Source organism: Bacillus changyiensis, from assembly GCF_027706145.1.
GTDB lineage: Bacteria > Bacillota > Bacilli > Bacillales > Bacillaceae > Bacillus > Bacillus changyiensis.
This window is the reverse complement of record NZ_JAQFWW010000006.1, coordinates 54,614-81,131: the sequence shown is the minus strand read 5'-3', so window position 1 is coordinate 81,131 and position 26,518 is coordinate 54,614. Positions and strand designations below refer to the sequence as shown.

Annotated in this window: 27 protein-coding genes, 1 pseudogene and 1 riboswitch; of the genes and pseudogenes, 16 read left to right on the top strand and 12 right to left on the bottom strand. The window is 38.4% G+C overall.

Features of this window, described 5'->3' with window-relative positions; all coding sequences use genetic code 11:
• The first annotated feature begins 135 nt into the window (after positions 1 to 135).
• Positions 136 to 945: a lipid II flippase Amj family protein gene (locus PDT38_RS16010; protein WP_270802988.1), complete on the top strand. Its 810-nt coding sequence runs from the start codon at positions 136 to 138 to the stop codon at positions 943 to 945.
• A 42-nt stretch (positions 946 to 987) separates the two neighbouring features.
• Here PDT38_RS16010 and PDT38_RS16005 read toward each other — a convergent pair whose 3' ends face one another.
• Together PDT38_RS16005 and PDT38_RS16000 are read right to left on the bottom strand one after the other, a co-directional pair.
• Complete coding sequence (locus PDT38_RS16005; RefSeq protein WP_270802987.1) at positions 988 to 1,281, bottom strand: DUF3817 domain-containing protein; 294 nt, start codon at positions 1,279 to 1,281, stop codon at positions 988 to 990.
• Positions 1,282 to 1,328: 47 nt separating this feature from the next.
• Positions 1,329 to 1,739, bottom strand: a complete 411-nt coding sequence (locus PDT38_RS16000; RefSeq protein ID WP_270802986.1) for a carboxymuconolactone decarboxylase family protein — start codon at positions 1,737 to 1,739, stop codon at positions 1,329 to 1,331.
• A 117-nt stretch (positions 1,740 to 1,856) separates the two neighbouring features.
• Here PDT38_RS16000 and PDT38_RS15995 point away from each other — a divergent pair, with 117 nt between their 5' ends.
• The 6 genes from PDT38_RS15995 to PDT38_RS15970 all read left to right on the top strand — a co-directional run bounded on the left by PDT38_RS15995 (position 1,857) and on the right by PDT38_RS15970 (position 7,927).
• Positions 1,857 to 2,273, top strand: a complete 417-nt coding sequence (locus PDT38_RS15995; RefSeq protein WP_270802985.1) for an Lrp/AsnC family transcriptional regulator — start codon at positions 1,857 to 1,859, stop codon at positions 2,271 to 2,273.
• A gap of 103 nt (positions 2,274 to 2,376) precedes the next feature.
• Positions 2,377 to 2,838, top strand: a complete 462-nt coding sequence (locus PDT38_RS15990; RefSeq protein WP_270802983.1) for a 6-pyruvoyl trahydropterin synthase family protein — start codon at positions 2,377 to 2,379, stop codon at positions 2,836 to 2,838.
• A gap of 88 nt (positions 2,839 to 2,926) precedes the next feature.
• On the top strand, positions 2,927 to 5,110 hold the full coding sequence (locus tag PDT38_RS15985) for a DNA topoisomerase III (protein WP_270802981.1): 2,184 nt from the start codon (positions 2,927 to 2,929) through the stop codon (positions 5,108 to 5,110).
• A 223-nt stretch (positions 5,111 to 5,333) separates the two neighbouring features.
• A complete protein-coding gene (locus PDT38_RS15980) occupies positions 5,334 to 6,587 on the top strand; it encodes an MFS transporter (protein WP_270802980.1) in 1,254 nt (417 codons plus the stop codon).
• A gap of 114 nt (positions 6,588 to 6,701) precedes the next feature.
• Positions 6,702 to 7,805 carry a response regulator aspartate phosphatase gene (locus PDT38_RS15975; protein WP_270802979.1) on the top strand — a complete coding sequence of 368 codons (1,104 nt, stop codon included), beginning with the start codon at positions 6,702 to 6,704 and terminating at the stop codon, positions 7,803 to 7,805.
• Entirely contained in the window at positions 7,802 to 7,927 is a 126-nt protein-coding gene (locus PDT38_RS15970) for a hypothetical protein (RefSeq protein ID WP_270802978.1), read from the top strand. Before PDT38_RS15975 ends, PDT38_RS15970 begins: the two co-directional genes overlap by 4 nt.
• A 54-nt stretch (positions 7,928 to 7,981) precedes the next feature.
• On the opposite strand, the gene PDT38_RS15965 is transcribed toward PDT38_RS15970, so the two are convergent.
• From PDT38_RS15965 to PDT38_RS15935, 7 genes and pseudogenes are all read right to left on the bottom strand, one after another.
• Positions 7,982 to 8,233 (bottom strand): hypothetical protein, encoded by a 252-nt coding sequence (locus PDT38_RS15965; protein ID WP_270802977.1) that lies wholly within the window; start codon positions 8,231 to 8,233, stop codon positions 7,982 to 7,984.
• 65 nt (positions 8,234 to 8,298) lie between these two features.
• Positions 8,299 to 8,840, bottom strand: a pseudogene (locus tag PDT38_RS15960) (GNAT family N-acetyltransferase).
• A gap of 53 nt (positions 8,841 to 8,893) precedes the next feature.
• The gene (locus PDT38_RS15955; RefSeq protein ID WP_270802976.1) at positions 8,894 to 10,174 is read right to left on the bottom strand and encodes an Nramp family divalent metal transporter; all 1,281 of its coding nucleotides are present in this window, start codon (positions 10,172 to 10,174) and stop codon (positions 8,894 to 8,896) included.
• A gap of 155 nt (positions 10,175 to 10,329) precedes the next feature.
• Positions 10,330 to 11,085, bottom strand: a complete 756-nt coding sequence (locus PDT38_RS15950) for an ABC transporter permease (protein WP_270802974.1) — start codon at positions 11,083 to 11,085, stop codon at positions 10,330 to 10,332.
• Positions 11,082 to 12,023, bottom strand: coding sequence for an ABC transporter ATP-binding protein (locus PDT38_RS15945; protein WP_270802972.1), 942 nt, complete (start codon positions 12,021 to 12,023; stop codon positions 11,082 to 11,084). Before PDT38_RS15945 ends, PDT38_RS15950 begins: the two co-directional genes overlap by 4 nt.
• Positions 12,010 to 12,477 (bottom strand): GyrI-like domain-containing protein, encoded by a 468-nt coding sequence (locus PDT38_RS15940; protein WP_270802971.1) that lies wholly within the window; start codon positions 12,475 to 12,477, stop codon positions 12,010 to 12,012. The genes PDT38_RS15945 and PDT38_RS15940 overlap by 14 nt, the downstream gene beginning before the upstream one ends.
• 16 nt (positions 12,478 to 12,493) lie before the next feature.
• A complete protein-coding gene (locus tag PDT38_RS15935) occupies positions 12,494 to 13,351 on the bottom strand; it encodes an AraC family transcriptional regulator (RefSeq protein WP_270802970.1) in 858 nt (285 codons plus the stop codon).
• 312 nt (positions 13,352 to 13,663) lie between these two features.
• Between PDT38_RS15935 and PDT38_RS15930 the strand changes: the two genes are divergently transcribed.
• Together PDT38_RS15930 and PDT38_RS15925 are read left to right on the top strand one after the other, a co-directional pair.
• Entirely contained in the window at positions 13,664 to 14,863 is a 1,200-nt protein-coding gene (locus PDT38_RS15930; RefSeq protein ID WP_270802968.1) for a macrolide family glycosyltransferase, read from the top strand.
• A 66-nt stretch (positions 14,864 to 14,929) separates the two neighbouring features.
• Entirely contained in the window at positions 14,930 to 15,760 is an 831-nt protein-coding gene (locus tag PDT38_RS15925; protein WP_270802966.1) for an EcsC family protein, read from the top strand.
• A gap of 29 nt (positions 15,761 to 15,789) precedes the next feature.
• Here PDT38_RS15925 and PDT38_RS15920 read toward each other — a convergent pair whose 3' ends face one another.
• Positions 15,790 to 17,079, bottom strand: coding sequence for a Na+/H+ antiporter NhaC family protein (locus PDT38_RS15920; RefSeq protein ID WP_270802964.1), 1,290 nt, complete (start codon positions 17,077 to 17,079; stop codon positions 15,790 to 15,792).
• A gap of 397 nt (positions 17,080 to 17,476) precedes the next feature.
• Between PDT38_RS15920 and PDT38_RS15915 the strand changes: the two genes are divergently transcribed.
• From PDT38_RS15915 to PDT38_RS15895, 5 genes are all read left to right on the top strand, one after another.
• Complete coding sequence (locus PDT38_RS15915) at positions 17,477 to 18,517, top strand: AI-2E family transporter (protein ID WP_270802963.1); 1,041 nt, start codon at positions 17,477 to 17,479, stop codon at positions 18,515 to 18,517.
• Between the two features lie 71 nt (positions 18,518 to 18,588).
• Positions 18,589 to 18,729, top strand: a riboswitch (cyclic di-AMP (ydaO/yuaA leader).
• A 73-nt stretch (positions 18,730 to 18,802) separates the two neighbouring features.
• Positions 18,803 to 20,047 carry a dicarboxylate/amino acid:cation symporter gene (locus PDT38_RS15910; RefSeq protein WP_270802962.1) on the top strand — a complete coding sequence of 415 codons (1,245 nt, stop codon included), beginning with the start codon at positions 18,803 to 18,805 and terminating at the stop codon, positions 20,045 to 20,047.
• 70 nt (positions 20,048 to 20,117) lie between these two features.
• Positions 20,118 to 21,056 carry an ABC transporter ATP-binding protein gene (locus tag PDT38_RS15905; RefSeq protein WP_270802961.1) on the top strand — a complete coding sequence of 313 codons (939 nt, stop codon included), beginning with the start codon at positions 20,118 to 20,120 and terminating at the stop codon, positions 21,054 to 21,056.
• A complete protein-coding gene (locus PDT38_RS15900) occupies positions 21,034 to 21,801 on the top strand; it encodes an ABC transporter permease (RefSeq protein WP_270802959.1) in 768 nt (255 codons plus the stop codon). Before PDT38_RS15905 ends, PDT38_RS15900 begins: the two co-directional genes overlap by 23 nt.
• A gap of 123 nt (positions 21,802 to 21,924) precedes the next feature.
• Positions 21,925 to 23,076: an acyl-CoA dehydrogenase family protein gene (locus PDT38_RS15895; RefSeq protein WP_270802957.1), complete on the top strand. Its 1,152-nt coding sequence runs from the start codon at positions 21,925 to 21,927 to the stop codon at positions 23,074 to 23,076.
• Between the two features lie 49 nt (positions 23,077 to 23,125).
• Here the strand turns inward: PDT38_RS15895 and PDT38_RS15890 are convergent, their stop codons facing one another.
• Complete coding sequence (locus tag PDT38_RS15890; protein WP_270802956.1) at positions 23,126 to 23,290, bottom strand: Fur-regulated basic protein FbpA; 165 nt, start codon at positions 23,288 to 23,290, stop codon at positions 23,126 to 23,128.
• Positions 23,291 to 23,472: 182 nt separating this feature from the next.
• Positions 23,473 to 23,793: a thioredoxin family protein gene (locus tag PDT38_RS15885; RefSeq protein WP_270802954.1), complete on the bottom strand. Its 321-nt coding sequence runs from the start codon at positions 23,791 to 23,793 to the stop codon at positions 23,473 to 23,475.
• A 146-nt stretch (positions 23,794 to 23,939) separates the two neighbouring features.
• Here PDT38_RS15885 and PDT38_RS15880 point away from each other — a divergent pair, with 146 nt between their 5' ends.
• Both PDT38_RS15880 and PDT38_RS15875 read left to right on the top strand, forming a co-directional pair.
• Positions 23,940 to 25,019: a D-alanine--D-alanine ligase gene (locus PDT38_RS15880; protein ID WP_270802953.1), complete on the top strand. Its 1,080-nt coding sequence runs from the start codon at positions 23,940 to 23,942 to the stop codon at positions 25,017 to 25,019.
• 88 nt (positions 25,020 to 25,107) lie between these two features.
• The gene (locus tag PDT38_RS15875; RefSeq protein ID WP_270802951.1) at positions 25,108 to 26,478 is read left to right on the top strand and encodes a UDP-N-acetylmuramoyl-tripeptide--D-alanyl-D-alanine ligase; all 1,371 of its coding nucleotides are present in this window, start codon (positions 25,108 to 25,110) and stop codon (positions 26,476 to 26,478) included.
• The last annotated feature ends 40 nt before the right edge of the window (positions 26,479 to 26,518 follow it).

The following is a 26,518-nucleotide window of genomic DNA, read 5'->3' as shown; positions in this document are numbered from 1 at the left end:
AGCGGATTTTACGATAATATAAACATATTTGCTCAACCGAAAAACCGTTTTGGCCTCTTGCCAAAGCGGTTTTTTAAAATCCAGAAACATTTTTCCCTGCCCATCAGTCTAATGTTTAGATTGGAGGGGCGAATCATGGAGATTATCACAGGAAAAGTGCTTTTGGTTTTTTGTTTTTTATTACTGATTCATTCAATTGAAACATTAGCCTATGCGGCACGGCTTTCCGGTGCCAAAATCGGGTTTATTGCATCAGCCCTATCTTTATTCAATGTGATGGTGATTGTCTCGAGAATGTCTAATATGGTTCAACAGCCGGTGACAGGAAAACTCGTTGATATGGCAGGAGTGGAGGCGCTCTCCCTTATTGGGAAACAGTTTCGCTTTTTAATCTTTGGGTCAACAGTCGGAACCATTTGTGGCATGTTGCTCTTGCCGACATTTGTGGCTGTTTTTTCACGGGCTATTGTTCATTTGGCTGGAGAAAACGGCTCGGTTTTGCAAATGTTTCGAAAAGGGTTATCAAAGAACAGTTTAAAATATCTTAAGAGTTATGTGAAAAAGCCTGAATTTCAATATGTAAAAGGTTTTCAATTTCGTCTCATTCCAAAACGGTTGTTTGTTTTAAATATGATGATCACATCAATTTATACGATCGGTGTCCTTGCTGCTCTATATGCAGGTGTGCTCATTCCAGAAAGGCAGACAACTGCAGTCATGGCATCAGGGCTTGTCAATGGAATTGCGACAATGCTTTTGGTGTTGTTTGTTGATCCGAAGGTTTCTGTGTTAGCTGATGATGTAGCAAAAGGGAAACGAAACTATGTTGATTTGAAATGGGCATCAATTACAATGGTTGCATCAAGGGTGGCCGGCACAGTTTTTGCACAAGTTTTGTTTATCCCTGCCGCTTACTATATTGCCTGGATGACGAAATGGATCTAGCTATAATAAACGATCCGCCAACGTTTTTCGGCGGATCAGGATTTAATGATGATAAGTTTTTAAGCTTCTATCATAAAGAAAATTTCCAAATGGAACAAAAGCGACGATAAGCCCTGTAGCAGGCCATTTCAGCGACCATCGTAACACAAATGTCGCATATAAAAGAACAAGCAAATAGATAATAAACAACCCACCGTGAACAGCACCGACAATCGTAACGGCCAGCGGATAGTCTGCAAAATATTTAAGTGGCATGGCAATAAACAGCAGAACAAGAAGTGACATCCCTTCAATAAAACCCATTAATCGAAGGCGGCCAATTGGTGTTTGCAGCAATGAAATACCTCCTGTCGTTTATATTCTATCTTTATACTATAAACGATTTATGCATCTGCCGGAAGCTTCATTAATGCGCCAAAATATTGCTGGGCAGTCGTAAAGCAAATAAATGCCGTTAACTCAATGATTTCTTCCTCAGAAAATAACTCTTTTAAAATAGCAAACTGCCTGTCTGATATGCGATCTCTCTGCGCTAAAAAGACCTCTGCAAAGCCCATGGCCAGGCTTGTTTTTTCATGAGTAGAAGTCTCAGGTTTCCCTTTTGCTTTGCAATATTCACAGCCGTTTCCTTGAGCTAGCACTCTGCGTACTTGTTCCTTCAATTCTTTTGAGAGAAACCCGTCGTTTGCTAGTTCCTCTGCCAAAGCAGTCCAACTTGATAACAGGTTCTCAGAATACCCTAGTAGTTGTTGAAATGGGGTAGCTCCTTTATCTGTTAGATTGATTCTTGTCATTTGTGATCACCTCCCCATTATCATATCTAATAGAATCGATTGAATAAATTTCAACTGTAAAGAAGTCTGTTAAAATATTAAATAAATAAAACAGAATTGAAGGGAATTACATAACAAATGAAATTAGATGACATTGATTTGAAAATCATAACGGAATTGAAAAAAGACAGCCGTCTGTCGATGAGAGAACTGGGCCGGAAAATTAGTCTTTCTTCACCGTCTGTAACAGAAAGAGTTAGGCGACTCGAATCGTTTGGTGTTATCAAACAATATACATTGAATATTGATTACTCGAAAGTGGGTCTCCCCATTTCATGTATTATTGAAGCAACAGTGAAAAATGGCGAATATGAAAGATTTAAAACATATATTAAACGGCTCTCCAATATCGAATTTTGCTACCGGATCGCAGGGGCGGCCTGTTACATGCTGAAAATCAATGCGGAAAACCTGGCTCAGATTGAAGCGTTCATCAATGAAACGTCAGCCTATGCCCACACTGTAACACATGTGATTTTTTCTGAAATTGAATGATTTCTATCTGTTATAATAAAAGGAATGCATGGACTAGGTATAGCAAAGGGGCAATCATCCCGTTTAAGGATAAAAAAATATTGGTAGGTAAGGTGAATAAATAATGGCAATGAATGATGTTATGGTGTGTAAAATTTTTACGTTTGATAGCTCGCATCAGCTGCTTAATCATAAAGGAAAATGTGCAAATGTTCATGGACATACTTATAAACTTGAAGTGCGTTTAAAAGGACAAACGAATAAGGAACCATTATCATCTGATGAAGGATTTGTCATTGATTTTGCAGATATGAAAAGCGTCATTAAAAAGGAGCTACTTACTGATTTAGATCATGCTTTTTTAGCTCAAGGAAATGAGCCAATCGTTAAGCAACTACTTGACTCAGGTTCAAAAGTTTATGAATTGGGGTTTAGAACCACTGTTGAGAATTTAGCGATCTATATTTGTTGGAAGTTAAAGGAATTGAAATTACCTGTTTATTCTGTAAGACTATGGGAAACACCAACAGGTTGGGCTGAGGTACTTGCACATGAAATACCTGAGGATGGGCCAACTTTTTTCTGATTGATGCTTGGTGAATGTACATTAGAGTTGCATCTTCTCCATCTGTTATAATAAAAGGATGCATGAACAAGAAAGTGATGTGAGAGACTTGGCAAAAACAGTTGTTTTAGCTGAAAAACCTTCAGTTGGTCGGGATTTAGCCCGTGTTCTGAGGTGTCATAAAAAAGGAAATGGCTATCTTGAAGGGGACCGCTACATTGTGACGTGGGCGCTCGGCCATTTAGTCACGTTGGCTGACCCTGAAGGCTACGGAAAAGAATTTCAATCATGGCGGCTTGAAGATTTGCCGATTATTCCTGAACCTTTAAAATTGGTTGTCATCAAAAAAACAGGAAAACAGTTTCACGCTGTCAAATCACAGCTTATCAGAAAAGATGTCAAAGACATCGTCATTGCGACAGATGCAGGACGTGAAGGTGAGCTTGTCGCCCGCTGGATTATCGAAAAGGCGAAAGTCAACAAACCATTGAAACGGCTATGGATTTCATCTGTTACAGATAAGGCGATCAAAGACGGTTTTAAAAACTTAAAGAACGGTAAGGAGTTTGAAAATTTATATGATTCGGCTGTCGCAAGAGCTGAAGCGGATTGGATTGTTGGGATTAATGCAACAAGGGCACTGACAACAAAATTCAATGCCCAACTTTCCTGTGGACGTGTGCAAACACCGACTTTGGCGATGATCGCTAAAAGAGAGAAAGATATTAAAAACTTTAAACCGGTTCCTTACTTTGGTTTGCGCGCTGCTGTTGATGGTATGACCTTGACTTGGCAGGATAAAAAAACGCATCAAACCCGGACATTTAATGAATCTGTTACCTCTCAGCTTGTTAAAGCGCTACAAGGCAAACCGGCTATGATTGCCGATTTGAAAAAAACAGCGAAAAAAAGCTTTGCGCCTGGTCTTTATGATTTAACAGAGCTGCAAAGAGATGCTCATAAACGCTTCGGCTTCTCGGCAAAAGAAACGCTGTCCGTTTTGCAAAAACTTTATGAGCAGCATAAGCTAGTCACTTATCCGCGGACAGACTCGCGCTTTCTCTCAAGCGATATTGTTCCGACATTAAAAGATCGTTTGGAAGGGATGCAAGTTAAACCATTTGCCCAGCATGTTACGCGGATTTTAAAGCGCGGCATTAAAGCTAGTAAAAGCTTTGTCAATGATGCGAAAGTTTCTGATCACCATGCCATTATTCCAACTGAGGAACCGCTAGTGCTCGGTGCTTTAAGTGAGAAAGAAAGAAAGCTTTACGAATTGATTGCCAAGCGTTTTCTTGCTGTTCTGATGCCGCCATTTGAATATGAAGAAACAAAAGTGGTTGCCCAAATCGGTGGAGAAACATTTATGGCAAAAGGAAAAGTCGTTCAGTCCCAAGGTTGGAAAGCCGTATATGATCATACTGAAGAAGATGATGACGAAGAAGACAAAGATCAAACTCTTCCAAAGCTCACAAAAGGTGATACACTTGCTGTTCATTCATTAACAGAGACAAAGGGAGAAACAAAACCGCCCGCCCGTTTTAATGAAGGAACACTGTTGTCGGCAATGGAAAACCCATCTGCATTTATGCAAGGTGAAGAAAAAAATCTTGTCAAAACACTTGGCGAGACAGGCGGTCTGGGAACGGTTGCCACCCGTGCAGATATAATTGAGAAACTTTTCAACACGTTCTTGATCGAGAAAAAAGGAAAAGATATTTTTATGACTTCAAAAGGAAAACAACTGCTTGAGCTTGTTCCCGCCGATTTAAAATCACCGGCACTGACCGCTGAATGGGAACAAAAATTGTCAGGTATTGCAAAAGGGAAACTGAAGTCGTCGTTTTTCATTAAAGAAATGAAAAACTATACAAAGGAAACGATTAAAGAAATCAAAAGTAGTCAGCAAAAATTCAAGCATGACAACCTCACAGGCACACACTGTCCTGATTGCGGAAAACTAATGCTAAAAGTTAACGGTAAACGCGGGACGATGCTCGTCTGCCAAGACAGAGAATGCGGCCACCGAAAAGCGATTGCCAAACAAACAAATGCCCGCTGTCCGAACTGTCATAAACGCATGGAGCTGCGCGGCCATGGAGAAGGTCAAACTTTCGCATGTGTTTGCGGCCATCGAGAAAAACTTTCCGTATTTGAAAAACGCAGAGCGAAAGACAAACATTCAAAAGCAACAAAACGTGATGTTTCCTCTTACATGAAAAAGCAAAACAAAGATGAGCCCATTAATAATGCGCTTGCTGAACAGTTGAAGAAGTTGAAGTTTGATTCATAAACGATATCAAAAATCTCCTCTAAGTCTACAGAAATATCTGTTTGCTTAGGGGGGATTTTTATGATTAGGGAAGATCGGAAAGATGTCCTTGAAGAGTCAGAGAAACCAGAAAATGATTTGGATTATTATACTGAGAAGTTGTATTTACAAAAAAATTGACAAATATAAGTAAAATAAGATAATATTTTACAGTGTTATGATGTGAAATAAAGGAGGAAAAAAATTGAATAACAGTGTGTGGCAAAGAAATTTCACCTTTCTTTTTTATTCTAAATTGGTGAAAATAATTGCAGATAACTTTGCCTTTCATTCTATCCTTTGGTTTTTGATTTTCGATGGCAAAGGGGCTATTGGTACAGCTTTATTAATAGCAGTCACTTTTCTTCCACAGGCAATCTTAGGCCCAATCATTACCCCGTTCATGAACTCAGATTCTCTAAAATTCTGGATGTTTTTTTCGGATTTAACGAGAGCGATTCTCTTGCTGATCATTCCAATTTGCTATTTTAGCGGCTTTTCTCCATTATGGTTTGTCATCTTTATGATGTTAATGCATTCAGCGACAGGCGCTTCTTATAAACCTGCCTCTGTTTCTTTAATTCCGAAAATTGTGAAAAATGACCTCATTCAAAATGCAAATGCTATTATACAATCTTCTGAACATATCGTTAGGCTTGCAGCAGTTACCCTTAGCGGAATGGTGATTGTTGTAATCGGTGCTGCACAAACCATGTTAATTACTCTTCCGTTGTATATCTTTTCTGGCTGTTTGGTGCTTTTCATTAAATATAAAGAGAAAAATGATAGTGTTGAAAAAAATAAATTAAACCCCAAAAATACATATATTAAAAAATTAAAAAAAGGCTTTGTTCTTGTAAGACATCATCATATTTTATGTCCCTTAGCTGTTTATTGTGTTTTTTCAAATTTGGCGTCAGCTCCTTGGGAAGCACTTTCAGCCATTTACATAGCAAAAGTGTTGAATGGAGGACCAGTCATTCATTCATTATTAAGAGTGATTACAGCTGGAGGCGCCTTTTCAGTAGGCTTTGTGTTAGCAAAAATAAGGGTAAATCGCTTTGGATTATTGTTTATCACTGCTGGAATAATAGAAGGGATTGCTTATTTTATTACTGGAATTAATTCTCTTCTGCCATTAGTGTTCCTAGCTGCGTTTGCACTAGGAGCTACAATTAGTGCCATTAATGTACCCGAGCATACCATTATTCAAATGTCAGTAGAAGATGAAGATCAACCACAAGTATCGGCAATTATGAGTACGATTTCTTTTATTATGATTCCATTAGGTGCTGTCTTAGCAGGGTATGCAGCAACCATTTTTGGTGTTGGAAAAGTAATTGCTGTAGGTGGGGGGATTGAAATCATTGCTGGTATTGGAATGCTCATATTTACGAAGCTTGGTAAAGCTCAGCGGTCAGATTTAATAAAAGAAAAAGTGGAAAGGTTAGAAGTGTGAATGTGAACTATTATAACACAATTATTGTAAATTAATGATATATTTTGTAAAATGAGACGTGGCATAAGTAATGATTAGAAAATTCAAATATTAAAATGAGAGGATGATCACTAGTTGGAAAAAACAAAAATAGCACCTGAAAAAGTTGCGAAGATATTGAATCAATGGTATGGAATGATTAAACGACACCAAAAGGCAGAGGCTGCTGCCTTGAAAGAAGAGATTCCTAGTTTGTTACAACATATGGATGAAGATCAAGACTTGTTGATCTATTACAATCTGTTAGATTTTCGCTATAAAGTTATGATCGAAGAATTTGAAGAAACAGATAAAGTATTTCAAAGTATTAAGGATATTGGGGAGGAAAACACCAATAACATGATTGTCTATTATTCACTGTTTTTCTCGGGCGTATATGAATTTTACAAAAAAAATTATGTTGAAGCGATCCATTTTTATCAGCTTGCAGAAGTTAAACTTCGTAGTATCCCTGATCAAATCGAACATGCAGAATTTCATTATAAATTATCACAGGCATATTATCAGATTGATCAACACCTTATTTCGATGAGTCATGTTTTTAAAGCAAGAAGTATTTTTCAAGAAAGTGAAGCCTATAAACTGAGAACGATTCAATGCGAAATGGTTCTTGGAGCCAATATGTATGATATGTACAGATTCAGCTCGGCAGAAGATCATTATCATAAAGCTTTAAATGAAGCCATGAGTGGAAGATTTAAAAGGCAAGTTGGAATGATATATCATAATCTTGGATTGATATATGATAGACAAAAGATCTCAGGGTTGGCTGAAGAATACTTCAAAAAGGCAATTCATATCACAGAACACGTAGAATCAACAGATGGGGTTAGAACTCTATACATGATGGCGAGCATGTTGTACAGGGAAAATCGAACAACCGAAGCGAAAATTTGGTATGACCGAGGTATTAAACATGCCAATTTATTTGGTGAAGAGGAGTACAAAGCAAAATTACAAGTCCTTCACACTTTATATGTTGATCACAATGAATCTGCAATAAAAGAATCTTTGCAATATCTTGAACAAAAAAATCTATGGCCAGATACGTCAGAATTGACTGAACAAATTGCGGAATATTATTTTAAAAAAGGGTATTTATCCCAATCTGTTGAATATTTTAAAAGAGCATTAAAAGCCAAAAATCAAATGATGAAAGTAACGGAGGTGATAGTATGAGAAAACTAAGAATAATCGGAATGTTAAGTATTTTCACCATCACACTGGCTTTTGGGACTTTAAATAATGCGATCATTGACAAACAACCGGAATTTCAAGTAGCTGAAAAAGCCATTGTATGAATCAATGAATAAGACTATCGTTGCCAGACGATAGTCTCTACCTGCTTTATACGATTACCCTTTTTTCTTCATCCCTGCAGCCATAAACGGAAGAACAGTCCCAAACAGTATCGTTCCACCAAAGAAATTGCCGAGATAGGGCTGTCCCATTAAGTAGCAGACAGCGAACACGCAGACAGCCAATCCGATCATAACATAGGCCGGATAAAATCTTTTAGGAAAGCTCGTCCTTTGTGTGATCCGGAAAAATACAATACCGATAATCAATGGGATAATCCATAAATAAAATAAGATCAATATTTTCATAGCAAAAAACTCCATCTTTTTTTCTTATCATAACAAATGATGAGCGAAAAAGCGTTTCCTAAATCTTAACCGGTATATTCTTCTCGAAGTAGACCGTAAACAAAGTGATCGACATAACCGTGATGGAGCCGTTCATATTGTCTGAGACAGCCTTCTTTTGTAAACCCCAATTTTCAGGAATCGCTTGGCTTTTAAAGTTTTTGGTTGCTACTCTGATTTCGATTCGATTCAGCTCATATTCCTTAAAAAGCATCTCGATCATAGCTTGGCATGCTTTTGTCATGATGCCTTTTCCTTGGAAAGGCTCTCCAAGCCAATAACCTAAAGAAGTGTTGTGGTTGATCCAATTAATATCGTGCAGTCCGATTATGCCGGCGAATTGATCTTGGTACCAGATCCCAGCCTGGAAACCGTTGTTTGCTGTGGCCTGCTTCATACTTTTTTCAATAAAGGCTTCACTGTCTTCAATCGTCTTTGTTTCATCCACCCAAAATAGCCAATCCCTCAAATTATGTTTAGATTGTTGAATCAACGTATAAATGGTACGTGCATCCTTTGGTTCGAGTAGTTTTAAGTATAGTCCATCATTTATGTCTAGTGTGAACATACAAACCCCTCCTTTTTAACAGTATAAAAAAAGCCGACTTGGAGTCAGCCTTTTTAACCAAAAATTGTATCGAAGATCAGGAAAATATTAAGTGCAACAATAAGTGCAGCAATTAGCCATGATACGATTGTTACCCATTTGCTATTTTTTAAACTCCCCATAATCCGTTTATTGCTTGTAAAGATAATGAGCGGGATTAGGGCAAAAGCGATTCCGAAGGACAAGATGACTTGGCTTAGGACAAGTGCAGTTGTCGGATTGACACCTGATGCAATGATGGCAATCGGCGGTATCATTGTAATAAACCTTCTTAAATAAAGAGGAATTCTAAAATTGATAAATCCTTGCATGATAATATCTCCGGACATCGTTCCGACAGATGAGCTTGATAAGCCCGCTGTTAACAATCCAATTCCAAATAATACAGCGGATAAAGGGCTGATCATGCTACTAAAGTAATTGAAAGCGACATCCAAGTCTTCAACGAATAAACCGTTCTTATAAAATAATGCGGCAGCGACGATGAGCATACTTGCATTAATTGCCCCAGCAACTAGCATCGCAATCAGAATGTCGATAAATTCAAAGCGAAAAATCTTTTTCTTTTCTGCTTCCGTTTTCCCAACGACTCTGCGCTGAGTGAGAGCAGAGTGTAGATATATAGCATGTGGCATAACGGTTGCTCCTAAAATCCCAGCTGCTAAGAGAATGCTGTCAGCTCCATTAAAACGGGGAATGAGCATTCCTTTCATAACAGAGGTCAGATCAGGTTTAGCAAAAAAAGTCTGAAAGGCAAAGGCGATCACCACAATAAATAGCATTCCTGTTATCGCCGCTTCAAGGGGACGGACACCTCGTCTTTGCAGTTCTAAAATGGCAAATGAACCCGCTGCAGCAATAATTGATGCTTCAAGAAGTGGAATGCCAAACAACAGATAAAGACCGAGAGCTGCTCCAATAAATTCGGCGAGATCTGTTGCGATGACGACAAGTTCTCCTTGGATCCATAAGCCAATAGAGACTGGTTTAGGGAATTCCTGTCTAGCAATTTCGGGAAGGTTTTTTCCTGTCGCAATTCCAAGCTTAGCTGATAAAGACTGAATAAGTAGTGCCATTAAATTAGAAAATAAAATCACCCATAATAGCAAATATCCATATTTAGAGCCAGCAGCAATATTTGTCGCGAAGTTACCGGGATCTATGTAGGCGATTGCTGCGATAAAAGCTGGGCCTAAGAAAGGAAGCAGTCTTTTGAATCCTCTGCTTTTTCCCTCCAGAGCATCTTGAGCGTCCTTAGAGATTTTTGTATGTTTGGACATATCGTAACTAACCATGTGATTCACCTTGATTCTATATTTTTTCCTTGTACACAAAAGTTTCCTTGATGCAAAATCTACATTCATCATATGATTGGAATGATAAATTGTCAACTATTTTATGTATTTAAATAAAAAATCAGCATCACCTGTTAGTGATGCTGATTTACGTACTATGAAGCTGTTTCTTTATTCAGTCTCCAAAGTGCTAAACCAAGACTACAAACACACATGAAAACGAACAAAGCAATGATTGATAAAACGGTTTGGGGAGAAATTGTTTCTCCTAATATGATGCTTCGTAAAACATTGATAACATGTGTAAATGGATTAAGATTAATCACCGTTTTAAGGAGACTTGAGACATTTTCAACAGGAAATAATGCAGTGCTTAAAAAGAAAATGGGTAGCACAATGAGGTTCATCATTGTTTCATAAATTACTTCATTCGGTAACAATAGACTGAGCGTGTATGTAAGTCCTGACATAAAAAACGCTGTCAAAAAAATGAGTAGTATCATAACAAAGATATCGATGATATCAATGGGAAATCTTACACCAAACAACAAGCTTATGCTATATAAAATAGAGACTTCCAGAAAAGTGCATAAAACGGCTTCTAGCATTTGTCCTAGTACAATTGAGCTTCTTTTCATTGGCGCAATAAGTAGTCTGTAAAAACTTCCGTTCGATTTCATGATAAAATTAATGATCCCGGTACTACTGCAGGCAGCCATTGTAACTAGGATGATAATGCCTGGTAGGATATAAGCAGGGTAGTGATCAATTCCTGTATGTTGCATTGTTCCGTTTGCAACTGCACTATACAGTAAAAGCCAAAGTATAGGTTGTGAAATTGTGATGATAATGGATAGTGGGTTTTGAAACCGCCACTTCATATTTCGCCAAAGGATATAAAAAACGATCATCTAGACACCTCTTCTCCGTCTTTTGTCAAATATATAAAGACCTCATCTAGACTTGGCTGGCCAATTTCAATACCAGTAAAAGGGATGTTATGTTCAAGTAACCAACTATTCACAGTACGCAGTTCTTCTTGACTGTTATTTGCTCCAACAATAACAAAATGCTCTTCAGTAATGACAGGTTTACATTTTTGCAGTTGAGTGGCACAGGCTTTTGCCTGCTCTATTTTAGCAAAGCCGATTCGAACGATATCTTGGTGCATATACTGTCGCAGTTCATGTGGAGAGGCTTGAACAAGCTCACGTCCGTCCTTCATTAAACAAATTGTGTTTGAAAGTTGGTCGGCTTCTTCTAAGTAGTGAGTTGTAAGAAAAATGGTGACTCCGAAATCATCACGAATTTTCTGCATCATTTCCCACATGGCCATTCTTGACTGAATATCCATGCCTACGGTTGGTTCGTCCAAAAACAAAATTTTTGGGTGTGACATCATGTTCATCGCAATATCCAATCTCCGTTTGACACCTCCCGAAAAAGAGGATACCGGGTGTTTGCGATAGTAGTCTAACTCAAAACAGCTAATCAGATCGTTCATTCTCTTTTTAGCAGTACCACCATTTACTTTATAGAGCCTTGCTTGAAACAACATATTTTCTTCCATTGACAAGTGGGTATCAATAGAAGTTTGCTGTGCAACACATGCAATTTGTTTTCGGATAGAGCAGGGGTCTTGATCAATATCCTTTTCCAAAATCGTTATTGTTCCCGAAGTTTTGGGGAGATAGGTTGTCAGGATATTGATGAGTGAAGATTTACCAGAACCATTTTGTCCAAGAAGTGAGAAGATCTCTCCTCTGTCTACTTTCAGGTTCAAACCATTCAAAGCTTTTACACCATTCTTATACTGCTTGGTCACATGTTGAACATTAATAGCATTCATGTGATTCAACCTCTTTTATAGGATAGAGAATCTCGGTCATATACTGATGAGGGTTGCCTTTGAATATCAATCCCGGCCCTTTAATATAGACTTCCCTAAATGGCAGATGTAGCTTGAGATGGTGTTCTTGGGCGTATTGTTCAATTTTTTGATGCGCACGAGATAATGTTTCATAAGGACCAACATGGATAATGGATATTGCTTTGACTCGTGGCATCTCTTTTACCTCAATACCGTTTCCAACTGGAGTTTTTGCAGTAGGAACGCACAACTCGAGTTCACCGAGTTTTGTTTCAGGGTTCATCATATAGTAGCAGAAAAAAGGTGCGCCATTTGTCTTACCACCAATAGACTTAAACACACTGGGAAATACCTTGTTTGCCTCTGATACCATCCCTTTATAGCGCATATAAGCTACACGAATAGGTTCAACATCTCTCATTTTAATAGTCATTTTTATGACCTCCAGTTTACTGTTTTTTGATTGCAATCCATATTTCAGAATGTCCGCCTGTTGGTTTTTGATTGCTGACAGGATAAACCTCGATATCCGGAAGTTCAGCATATTGATAACCTGAAAAAGGAAGCCATTCAGTTAAAAAGCGTTTATACATGGATTGAATAGATTGTGGATAGCGTCCATCACATTGTAAAACGACCCAAGTAGCAGCAGGAATCTCGTACCCTTCCATTCCTTTAGGTACAGGCTTATTTGTTGCCACAGCGACATAGTAAAAAATATAGTGTCGATGCGAATAAATACTGACACCTAAAAGCTTTTGAGGTTCTTGTTCCGATAGATTGGTGATTTCTGAAATGCGATGTTCTCTCCACAACTTTTCCCAAAAAGTTGGAACTGTTTGCGAATTTTCCTCCATGTCCTCTGAAAGTGGAATTCTGACACCAACAATTCGAAATGCTTCTTTTTCTTCAATTCGATACCTCATACTCTCATCTCCTGTAACTGTAATCTTTAAACGGATTGGTAAGTAAGCCTTGAGTGGCATACTTTGAGTTCTTGCAGCTGTTGGAGAAATTCCGTGAACATTTTGGAATGCGCGATTAAAGGCAGTGGGTGAAGTATATCCATATTTGAATCCAATATCTGTTATTTTCGAATTATGAGTTTGAATATCAAAAGCTGCCTGTGTCATTCTACGGTCACGTATATATTTGGAAAGTGGCACGCCTGTGACATATGAAAACATTCTTTGAAAGTAGTAGGTTGAGCAACAAGCTATTTTAGCTGCTTCATCGTAAGAAATTTCACCGGTTAAATTGTCTTCTATATATTCGATTGATTTACTAAATTTTGTGAGCCATTCCATGTGATCACCTCTTGATAAAAGGTTAGCATAATAAAAAAATGAACTTCTCTCTTTCTATGCTCAATTTTGTAAACTTTTAAAAAAAGTAAATTTGACTCTGTAATGGAAGGTGTCAAGAAGTAAATCACCTGTTTCCGTTGGTTAAATTTACTTAATTGTAGAAAAACAACGTAGAGGAGAAAGCTATGTTGATAAATCAAAGTAGTCAAATAGTTCGTTTTATATATTATTAACTTAATTAAATAACTTTACGATTCTACCTTTTTGTAGTAATGTGCTATATAAATTGCGAATGAGAAAGGAAGAATTAGGATGGGACATGTATTAATGGTTGGTTTTCCTGGTGAAGGTCATATTAATCCTTCTCTAGGATTAATAAAGGAGCTTCAATACCGAGGAGAGAAGATTGTATATTATGCGATTGAAGAATATGCTGAAAAGATTAAAATAACGGGAGCTGAAGTTCGTTTTTATCCAGATTTCAGAAACGACTTAGGACTCGCCAAAAACTTAACTGGCGATGAAAAACGCGATTTTTCAGAACTGATTTACAAAATGACGAAATATGTAAAAAAAATTGTTGAACTCATTTATCAGGAAGTGAGACATGAAACATATGACTATGTCCTGTTTGATCATCATTTTTTGCCTGGAAAAATGATCGCGAATATGCTGAGACTGCCGGGGATTTCATTGTGCACAACATTTGCCATGAATGAAAAGGTAGTGAAATCATTTCATCAACAGCACCAAGCTGATCTGGAAAATTCGCCATACTTTGAAAAATGTATGTTGGCCTTAGAGGAATTAAGTGCTCAATACCCTATCAATCTTCGACATCCAAGTGATGTTTTCTCTTGTTCAGGAGACCTTACAATTGTTTTCACTTCTAAAGAATTTCAGCCTCACCCAGAAACTTTTCCAAATGACTATTTATTTGTGGGACCGTCGATTACTAACCGGACAGTAACTGCTGATTTTCCATTGGCAGAGCTTGAACATGAAAAACTAATTGTCATCTCAATGGGTACAATTTTTAATCAACAAAAAGACATTTATAATATGTGTCTTGAAGCTTTAAAAGATTTTGATGGCAAAGTGGTCATGTCAATTGGAAAATATACGAATACCGACGAACTGAATGAGATTCCTGGACATTTTATTGTTAAACCTTATATACCACAATTGGAACTTTTGAAAAGTGCAGATTTATTTGTTACTCATGGAGGAATGAACAGTACAAATGAAGGGCTTTATTTTGACACACCACTGCTTGTCATTCCAATGGGAGCTGATCAATTTATGGTTGGCGAACAGGTTGAAAGGGCAGGGGCAGGAATAAAGCTTGATAAGAGGAAATTATCTTCAGTTGTGTTAAAAGAAAAAATAGACAAGATCTTAGGAAATCATCAATATGCGGATGCAGCGTCCAAAATTGGAGAGTCCCTTCGAAATGCCGGCGGCTACCATCGAGCGGCAAATGCCATTTTGGAAGCATGCGAAAATAAGTGAAAATGGTATCCATCGCGAAAATCATTGTATACTAATAACAATACAACGAGGAAGGATGGACTTTTCATGCAAAATGATCAGGCAGACTTAGAAGCTCAACTGAAATTGATTAAAGAATGGGAAAAAGAACAGCAGAAAGAATGGTTTTGGGAAAAAATCGGCCGTCTCCCGTTCAAAGTATTAGATAAGCTCACACCAGCATTTATTCAAGATAAAATTGGAGTCCTCCTTGATGAAGTCGGCGGGTTTATTCAAAATGGTGGCCAATATTTAACATCGGAAAAACGATTAATTGAGCACTTTCAAAACAAACTACCGAACGAAACGATGGAGACGGTTGCTGATATTCAGAAAGCTCCTTTATCTGTGATGGATCAGATTTGTGAAGAACTTGGAAAAACAAGAGCAAATATGGCAACTGTTCAAGGGGCTACTACAGGAGTCGGGGGTCTATTTACCTTGGCTATTGATATTCCCGCCATTCTTGGTCTTTCCTTGAAAACCTTGCAGGATATCGCGATATCGTATGGTTATGATCCAAAAGAAAAAACGGAGCGGATGTTTATCATTAAGTGTCTTCAACTTAGTGCGGCAGACATCGTCGGAAAAAAAGTGCTTATTCAAGAGTTAAGTCAGTATCATCAACAACCGGAAGTACGTCAAAATATGATTTCGCAAATTCAAGGGTGGCGTGAAGTTGTGTATAATTACCGTGATTCATTTGGTTGGAAAAAGCTTTTTCAAATGGTCCCTGTTGCCGGTATTCTCTTTGGCGCTATCTCAAATCGTTCGATGGTAAACGGTGTAGCTGAAACCGGTATGATGATGTATAAAAAACGAAGGATCTTGGAGAAACTTGCAGAGATTGAGAAAATAGATTTGGAAAAAAAAGCTTAAAGAAAAGGCTGCCGTATCAAAACGGCAGCCTAAGATTTTTCTGTAAAGCGTGGAAGTCTGAAGACAATAGCGCAAATTCCACAAATCCCGATCAAAATCGGATAAAAAGAATAAGGGAGGATGCTAATTGGCGATATTTTTGCAATTTGGGCCGCTGATAACATCTGTGCTCCGTATGGAATCAGCCCTTGGATCACACATGAAAAAATATCGAGAATACTTGCTGATTTACGCGGATCAATTTCGTATTGATCAGATAAGTCTTTGGCCAGAGGTCCAGCTGTAATGATGGCAATCGTATTATTGGCAGTAGCCAAGTTGACCACACTAACAAGTCCGGCAATCCCTGCCTCTGCTCCCTTTTTCGTATGAACGCGTCTGGAAATGAACTGAAGAAGAAAAGCGATCCCGCCATTTCGCTTCATCATTTCTGCCATTCCACCGATCAGAAGAGACAAAATGATAAGCTCTGACATTCCGCTGATCCCTTCGGTTATGGCCTGTAAATAAGCATGAAGTGTTAGGCTACCATCAAATATTCCGATGACACCAGCCAAAACGATTCCACCAAAGATCACCGCCATTACATTAAAACCAATTATTGCAAATATTAAAACGCCAAGATAAGGTAAGACCTTTATCCAGCTGAAATCACCTTCTTGAGCTTCAAGTTGACCTCCTGAAGTGAAAATCATTAAGACAATAATGGTGATAATTGCAGCAGGTAAAACAATGATGAAATTTGTTTTAAACTTGTCCGACATTTTTGTTTTTTGCGTGCGAACTGCGGCAATTGTTGTATCAGAAATAAATGATAAGTTATCTCCAAACATGGCACCACCTACAACGGCAGCTACTGAAAACGCTGCAGAGACACCGATTTCAGCACTAATGCCGGCAGCGATCGGAGCAAGTGCCGCAATCGTTCCTGTTGATGTCCCCATTGACACCGAGATAAAAGCAGCAATGATAAATAATCCACTAACCATAAACTGCTCAGGAACAAAGGAAAGCGCTAGATGTACTGTCGAATCAACAGCTCCCATCGCTTTTGTAGCAGCAGAAAAAGCTCCTGCTAAAATAAAGATCATGACCATAATCATAATATCAGGATGGCCTGCACCTTTTGCAAACCACTCGGTTTTCTGATTCAGTGATTCTTTTCGATTCATTGCGAGTGAAAGAACCGCCGCGACCAGTGCAGCAACAACGATTGGAAGACTATAAAAATCGCCAGTTATGACGCCTGATCCCACAAATAAACAAACAAATAATAACAGTGGTAAAAGTCCTGAAGCTTTTGCATTTAGCTTTTGCATGATGTAACACCCTCTTCTATTGTTAAAACCGTTTTTCACCAATATTCAACACTTTAAAAGGCGGAAGGTCAAAAGTCAAATGGTAAAATGAGTTTAAGAAAAAGTCAACTATGAAAAAATATTGATAGAAAAGAATAAAGACAATGGGAACCATCATATTTTAAAAAAGACAAGCCAATTCGGATGCTGAAAATTTAATATAATTGGAAAATGGTAGAAATCAAAAAACGAATTTTTCTTTTTTTGGGATAAGATTAAAATATTATAAATAAATGACCTTCAAAAGAGATTTCCGCTCTGTTTTGTTATATAATTTACAGATGATACACTGAAATGTATTTCAAAACTTTTGAATAGATTAATAGGAATAAAGTACTGGTGGGAGAGTGTAACTTGAATGGCAGCGTTGTTTAAATTTTTTCAACATTCTGGGGTTAGGCGTTTTTTTGTTTTTGTTGTGTCGGCGGGAATTTTATATTTATTTAGCAGTATGATCAATCTGATACTACTTACGTTTATTTTTACGTTTTTAATGAACCGTTTAGAGAATGTCATCAGAAATTTCTTGAATCGTTTTATGAATGTCAGTCAAAAACTCATTATATCTTTATTATACTTAGCATTGGCCATCGGACTTACGATTGGTGGAATCATGTTTTATCCAGTGATCGTCGAGCAGATTCAGCAGCTTATTAGAAGAGGGAAATATATTGCCGCACATCCTGATAGCATTCCATTTCTTGATATGGTTACCGATATGTTTGGTGATATTAATCTGTCGGCCTATTTTGAAAAAGGATTTAATTTTATCTATGAATATATAACAGATATCAGCACATTTGGCATACAGGTTGTCATGTCTTTAATTCTCAGTATGTTCTTCCTAATTGAAAAAGATAAAGTTATCAACTTAATGGATAAATTCAAGACGAGTAAAGTCGCTTCATTTTATGAAGAGTTTGCTTACTTTGGAAAGAAATTCACAAGTACATTTGGTAAAGTCATTGAAGCCCAGTTCATCATTGCGACTGTCAATTGTGCATTAACAACGATTGCCCTTGCATTTATGGGATTTCCCCAGCTTTTTGGTCTGGCAGTCATGGTGTTTTTCCTCGGCTTAATTCCCGTTGCCGGTGTTGTGATCTCTCTCATTCCGTTAAGTATAATTGCCTATAGTATTGGCGGCGTCGCCTATATCTTTTCAATGGTGTTGGTCATCATGATCGTTCACGCAATTGAAACGTATTTTCTCAATCCGAAATTGATGTCGGCGAAAACGGAATTACCTATCTTTTTCACATTTATCGTCTTAATTTTTTCTGAACATTTTATCGGGATTTGGGGATTGATTATTGGGATTCCAATTTTTGTGTTTGTTTTAGATATCCTGAATGTTACAAATAAAGAAGAAAATAGGGCGTCTGTCACCGGAAAATAGCAAATAATTGTAAATATAAAAATTTTGTTTACATTTTTCGAATTTTCAGGTATAAATGTAATATAACATTATAGCGCCACACGTTTAATCCTTATTAAGGAGTGGGGGACCCGATCATTTGGGGTGAATTTCTCAGTTCACGGAGAACTGAGAGACGGACATCTCTTCGTCCGAACCCGTCAGCTAACCTCATCAACGTGAAGAGAGTCATGTGGAACCAAAATTAAAAATGGTAAAGTCCATGAGAGATCTCTCATGGACTTTTTTTGGAAAGGGGATGCTTCAATGAAGTTAGCTACAAAGATTATCATTTCTTTAATACTAGGTGCAGTTGTCGGAATTATTTTAAATGTTACTTCACCGGATCTATTTGACAAGCTCAATACATTTTTGTTCGGACCGCTTGGTACGATCTTTCTAAATCTAATCAAGATGCTTGTCGTTCCAATCGTGTTCTTTTCTCTTACTCTAGGAGTTGCCGGTCTTGGAGATCCAAAAAAACTTGGAAGAATCGGTGCGAAAACGATCTCTTATTTTCTAGTGACAACAGCAGTCGCTATTACAATCGGACTTTCTTTAGCATTGATCATTAAGCCTGGAACAATCGGAAGTTATGATAAAAGTGCCGCGGAGTTTTCAGCTGAAAAAGCACCGAGTATTGCCGAAACACTGCTTAATATCATTCCGACGAACCCCGTTCAAGCAATGGCTGAAGGGAATATGCTTCAAATTATTGCTTTCTCCATATTAGTCGGTTTTGGTATTACAGTACTTGGCAAAAAAGCAGATGCTTTGCTGAGAGTGGTCGAGCAAGGTAATGATTTGATGATGTATCTCGTCAATCTCGTTATGAAATTCGCACCATTCGGAACTTTCGGATTAATCGCAACAGCGATTGGCAGTCAGGGATGGGATGCCATTAAAGCGATGGGTCTTTATATGATTGTTGTTGTCTTGGCGCTTTTCATCCATGCAATCGTCACTTACGGTTCAACAATCGCCTTACTTGCTAAACGAAATCCGTTAACATTCTTTAAAGATTTTTCAGAGGTGATGCTTGTTGGCTTTAGTACATCAAGCAGTAATGCAACATTGCCGATTTCAATGGATGTTGCGCAAAGAAAACTAAAAGTTCCTGAACCGATCAGCAGTTTTGTACAGCCGCTTGGAGCGACGATCAATATGGATGGAACAGCGATTATGCAAGGGGTCGCGACCGTGTTTATCGCACAAGTTTACGGTCAAGATCTAACATTCACACAATTGATCATGGTCGTGTTGACAGCCGTATTGGCTAGCATTGGAACTGCAGGGGTCCCAGGAGTCGGTTTAATCCTGTTAGCGATGGTTCTTCAATCAGTTGATCTCCCTGTAGCTGGAATTGGGCTAATTTTGGGAATTGACCGTCTATTAGATATGATCCGAACAGCTGTCAATATAACAGGAGATGCAGCATGTGCCGTCATTGTCTCTGAAACAGAGAAAAAGCATGGCAAGATTGAAGCGCCACATTCAGACGTGTCTGCCTAGAAAAATGATATAATCAAACAGTGTCTTTTTGGGCACTGTTTATTTTTTTTTGAAAAAAAGGAGAATTGTTATGACAAAGCATCCTGTTTTACAAATAAAAAGTATTGATAAAGTCATTGATGGCCGTCCGATATTGAAAGACATTGATTTTACAGTCAAAAAGGGAGAAATCGTTGGTCTACTTGGTCCTAATGGTTCAGGAAAAACAACGCTTATCAAACTGTTAACAGGTTTAATCAAAAAGAGCAGTGGAGACATTTTCATCAATGGTTTTTCGATTGACCGTCAGTTTGAAAAAGCGATCCAAGCTGTGGGCGCCATTGTGGAAAATCCAGAATTTTATCCGTATCTTACAGGCTATGAAAACCTTAATCTATATGCGAAAATGTATGCGGAAATCAGCCAAAATAGGCTAAATGAGGTGATTGGACGGGTCGGTCTTGAACAAGTGATTCATCATAAAGTGAAAACCTATTCACTTGGGATGAGACAACGTTTAGGAATTGCTCAAGCGATTCTTCAGCGTCCAAAACTGTTGATTTTGGATGAACCGACAAATGGTTTGGATCCAGCTGGAATGAAAGATTTTCGTGAACATTTACGGGAACTTGCTGAACAAGATGAAACGGCTATTGTCTTTGCGACACATTTATTAAAGGAAGTCGAAGACTTATGCGATAGGGTGATCATCATCCAGCATGGCAAGGTAAAATCAGCTGTTAGCTTGACGGAAAAACAAAACCAAGAAAAAACGCTTCTTGAAGTAGAACCCCGTGATCAAGCGCTCAAGTGGCTAAAAGAACATGGCTACAACGTGAAGATTGAAAGAAATCTGTTGGCTGTTCAAGTAGCAAAAGCGGACATCCCTAGTTTGAATAAACAACTTGTCACGGCGGGTCTTGATGTTTTTTCAATTACGCAATGTAAACTGTCTCTTGAAGATGAATATATGGCTTTAACAAATGTTAGGGAAGGGAGGGGTTCTGATGTACAAATTAATTCAAAATGAACATTATAAACTACTAAAGCGAAAAGTCACTTTAGTATCGCTCGCATCTCTTGTCATTTTACAATTTTCGCTCGCTTTGGTTATAAGACAAATCATAGTCGGAGCGGGTGTGGAAGATCATTTTATCGGTTATTTTTCATTTGCCACCCACTTACAAATTCTTTTACAGGGATTTTCGATTGTAGTGGCGGCTTCAATTATTTCCTTTGAATATGATAAAAAGACGATAAAGTTTTTGCTGATCCGCCCTGTCAAAAGAGAAAGAATTTTATTTGCCAAATTGATGACAAGTATATTGGTAAGTATGTGGCTATTTTTGTTTTATTACGGACTTTCTTTATTATTTGGTTTACTCTTTTTTGGAACAAAGTTTGATGCAAAAGCCGAATCCTTATTTTCTAACACGTTAAAGCTAATCGGTACACAATGGCTTGAAGTCTTTCTTATGATCACCTTTGCCTTTTTATGTTCAGCTTTGTTTAGGAGCAGTGCACTTAGCATGATGGTCTCGATTGTTGTGCTGTATAGTGCAAAAGTTCTTGTTTCAATTACAGCCTATCTAGAAGAGCCCTGGGGAAAATGGTTGTTGTTTGCCAACACCGATTTTAGGCAATATGCTGAACATGCAAAACCGCTTTTTCCAGGAATGACCCCTTTATTTTCACTTTTTATCATTTTCATTCATTTTGCTTGCTTTATTGGTCTCGCTTGGTGGAGTTTCTGTAAAAGAGATATAAAGATATAAAGCGTTTGAAAGGAAGAGGTTGCCCGGTCATTTCAGTTCATGTTGAATCCAATATGTTGCAGATCCGCTTTTTGGAAACTATAATACTTATTAAATTAATCGGAATTGTATGGGGGATGCCTAGTGAACTCTATATTTGTAAAAAACGTGAAACAACAGGAGTGGCTTGAGAAAATTGGAAAGTTAGCCGATGAATTTGAAAAGTCGGCAGCTTATTATGACGAACACGCTTTATTTCCGAAAGAGCATATTGAAAGATTACGCGATTCAGGTTATACCGCATTAACTGTTGCCAAGGAACAGGGCGGTGAAGGTATCAAGCTTTATGACATGCTGTTATTACAAGAAAGACTTGCAAAAGGGGATGGGCCGACCGCACTGAGCATCGGCTGGCACTTGAGTGTGATGGGAGAATTGGCTGAAGGAAACAGCTGGGATTCCAATGTGTTCAACTTCGTGTCTGAAAAAGTATTAAATGGAGCGCTTATCAACCGGGCCGCTAGTGAAGCACAGACGGGTAGTCCAACAAGAGGCGGTCGTCCTGGAACATTTGCTGTCAAGACAGATGATGGTTGGGTTGTAAATGGCAGAAAAACATTTACAACGATGTCACCGGTTCTTGATTACTTTCTCGTAACGGCATGGATTGATGAAAAACAATCGATCGGCGTTTTTTTGATCCACAAAGATACCGATGGGGTCATGATTGAGGAAACATGGGATATGATGGCAATGAGAGGGACAGGGAGTCATGATCTTATTATGACAAATGTCCGCCTTGATTTCTCTATGTTAGTTGAGCTTCAAACGAAAAAAAGAACAGATAAAATAAACGGCTGGCTTTTGCATATCCCGGCTGTCTACCTTGGGATCGCCCAAGCAGCTAGAGATTATGCAGTTCAATTTGCAAAAGAATATCAACCTAATAGTCTGAAAGTGCCAATAAAAGATGTACAAGCAGTTCAGCGTCAAATTGGGGAAATTGACCTAGAGCTCATCAAAGCCCGCCATTTTTTGTATCATGTCGCAGAACTTTACGATGATTCGAAGCGACGCAGGCAAATAAAGGGAGAACTGGGTGCCGTTAAATACACAGTGACAAATTCAGCTATTCATGTTGTTGATAAAGCGATGAGAGTCGTTGGAGCGAAAAGTCTGGCGAGGACGAATCCTTTGCAACGGTATTATCGTGATGTTCGGGCTGGCCTCCATAACCCGCCAATGGATGATGCAACCATTTCAAAATTAGCGGGAATGGCATTTAATGAAACATAATGTGCTGCTAGGGAGAAGCCGGGTTTTCTGCCGGCTTCTTTCATTATGATTAATCGGTTTTTTGAAGAGATTTGTATTCTCTTTCAAGCTCGCTCAAAGATAGTTCATAAAGGTGGCGTTCTGACTTTTTATATAAACCGAGTTGAATTAGTTGCTTGATCAAGTGTTTTTTTCTCGCTTCGACCGCTTTTCGTAATTGAGGGGCCAAATACATTCACCTCACAAATATTGTTATTCTAATTGAGAATCGTTATTATACAAAAGAATCTGAGGGAATGTAAAGGAAGAAGCATTACTAAAAAAACCGGCAAGGCCTTCCTTTGTAACCTTTACCGGAATTTGAAACGATTTTAACGTTGATCTCGTCTATAATATATTGGATGAATAAGGGGAGCATTAGTGAATATGTTCAGATAAAAACTTGCTGACCTCTTCTGGTGTTTTCGCATTTGCACTATGAAGATGGCCTATTTTTTTACCTTCTTTGAAAATTAAAAGGCTCGGAATACCCATCACTTGGTATTTTTCAGCAAGCTCTGGTAGGTCATCTTTATTTAGTTCATACCACTCATGTCCTTGGTAAGTCTGAAGGATGTCGCCGATAAACATATTCATTCGGGTGCAGTCAGGGCACCAGTCGGCGTAAAATTTTATGATCGTTTCTTGATCACCTTGTATGATGTCATCGAATTGTGCTTTTGTTGTGATTTTTTTCAATTAGCATCCTCTCCTTTTTCATGCCATTTTAATATAAAATGAAAAGGAATGACATTTAAATGCTTATTCCTTTTCCTAAAATATTAGATCATTTTCCACGGAAAATGATAAGATAGTAAAGATGAATCCAGTAGGGGGAGTACGAAGTGAAGACAAGATTAGGATTGGTGTACGGCGGAAAATCAGCAGAGCATAATGTTTCCCTGCAAACCGCATTAGCCGTCATTAAAGCATTAGATACCGAAAAATTTGATATACACCCGATTTACATTACAGAAAAAGGTGAATGGCTAAAAGGACCGCAGCTATCAGAACCTGTATCAAATGTAAAAATGCTTCAACTTGAACAGACAGGACAGACTTTTTCTCCGGCTATTTTAAACCGTGATATGTTTCCAGGATTGTCTAATGAAGAGCCAATTGATGTTGTGTTTCCGCTATTACACGGACCAAATGGTGAAGATGGTACCATTCAAGGCATGCTTGAACTGTTAAATATTCCTTATGTCGGAAATGGTGTTTTAGCTTCTTCAGCGGGAATGGATAAAGTCGTCATGAAACAACTGTTTGCCCAAGTAGGACTTGAGCAGGTAAAATATTTATTCTTTGTGAAAAACAATTGGAAAACTTCAAAAGAAGCAAGCTTTCTCAAAGTAGAAGCAGAACTCGGTTACCCATGTTTCGTTAAACCGGCAAACCTCGGTTCAAGTGTTGGGATCAGCAAATGTCGGAACCGTGAAGAGCTTGATCAAGCTTTTCAATTGGCTTTCCAATATGACCGGAAGATTGTTGTTGAAGAAGGTGTCATCGGTCGAGAAATAGAGATCGGTGTCTTAGGAAATGATGAACCAATGTGTTCTGTTGTTGGGGAAATCGCTCCGAAAAAAGATTTTTATGATTACAAAGCAAAATATGAAGATGGTGACACAGACTTACTTATTCCAGCTTCTATATCAGAAGATGAATACGAAACCATTCGTGATATGGCTATAAAGGCTTTTCAAGCAATTGACGGTTCTGGTCTTGTTAGAGCAGACTTTTTCTTAACAAGTGAAGGGAAAGTGTTAATTAACGAAGTCAACACAATGCCTGGATTTACCCCGTTCAGTATGTTTCCTCTCTTGTGGAAGCAGTCCGGAATTGAATACTCCGATCTAATCGAAAGACTTGTCACTTTAGCGATAGAGCGACATGAGGAAAAACAGCAGATTAAACATACATTTTAATCCCAGTTAGGTCTAGAGACCGTGAAAGACACTATCTCTTTTTTGGGATAGTGTCTTTTTTCATTGCTGGAGAAAGAGAGGGTCAAACATGATCAAGAGAACGGTTAAAGACATTGCCAAGATGGCAGAAGGAATCATTCTGGATGAAGCATTTAGCGACTGTATGGTAAAAGGCGTTTCAACAGATTCAAGAAGATTGGCGAAAGAGCAGTTGTTTATCCCACTAACTGGTGAGCGTTTCAATGGCCATGCTTTTGTAAAACAAGCTTTTCAGGAAGGTGTAGCAGCGGTGTTGTGGAATCAAGATGAACCGAATCCTCCTCAAGGGCATGCGGTGATTGTGGTTGATGATACACTTAAAGCTCTCCAAAGACTTGCGAAAGCCTATCGCGAGCAACTACCAACCAAAGTAATTGGTGTGACTGGTTCAAATGGAAAAACAACAACAAAAGATATGATTCATGCTGTTCTACAAACCGTTTATCGGGTTCATAAGACAGAGGGAAACTATAATAATCATATCGGTTTGCCCCTTACTCTTCTTGCCATGCCTGAAGATACCGAAATTGCTGTTTTGGAAATGGGGATGAGTGCGAAAGGTGAAATTGAATTTCTCAGTCGCCTTGCCCGTCCGGATGCTGCAGTGATCACAAATATTGGAGAATCACATCTTCAGGATCTTGGTTCAAGAGAAGGGATTGCAGAAGCAAAGTTGGAAATTGTAAGCGGCCTTTCGAAAGATGGTACACTCATTTATAGTGGGGATGAACCACTTCTGTCAAAAAATCTTGTGAATCCCCCATACCAAACGAAAACATTTGGAGAAGATCCGGCTTTTGATTATCAATTGGAAAAGATGAAGCAGACAGACCAAGGTACTACATTTGATGTCAAGGGGATAGACAACCATTTCTATATCCCTGTATTAGGAAAACATAATGTGAAAAATGCTTTGGCGGCAATTGCGGTTGGTGATCTTCTTGGGATTACCGATGATAAGCTTGAGGAAGGTCTTAAAAACCTAAAAGTAACGGGGATGAGACTTGAACTTATGAAAACTTCCAGCGGTCTGGCGATCATTAATGATGCTTATAACGCGAGCCCAACATCAATGAAAGCGGCTATTGAGCTTGTCGAACAGCTGACTGGATATGGTAAGAAGATCGTTGTGCTTGGTGATATGCTTGAACTTGGAGAACAGGAACGAACCTTCCACGAAGATATTGGAAAGGCGATAAACCGAGATGCAATCGATCTTGTTTTCACATATGGAGAACTGAGTGAATACATTGCAAAAGGAGCTCTGCAAACATTCTCGGAAAACCGCGTATTCCACTTCCGTCGTGAACAGAAAGAGAACCTTAAACAGCTGTTAAGCGAAAAAGCAGAAGCCGGGGATTTAATCCTTGTTAAAGCATCAAGAGGAATGAAACTTGAGGATGTTATAAAAGAAATGTAAAAAAATGAATCATTCAGTCGGTTTTTTATATGATAAAAAG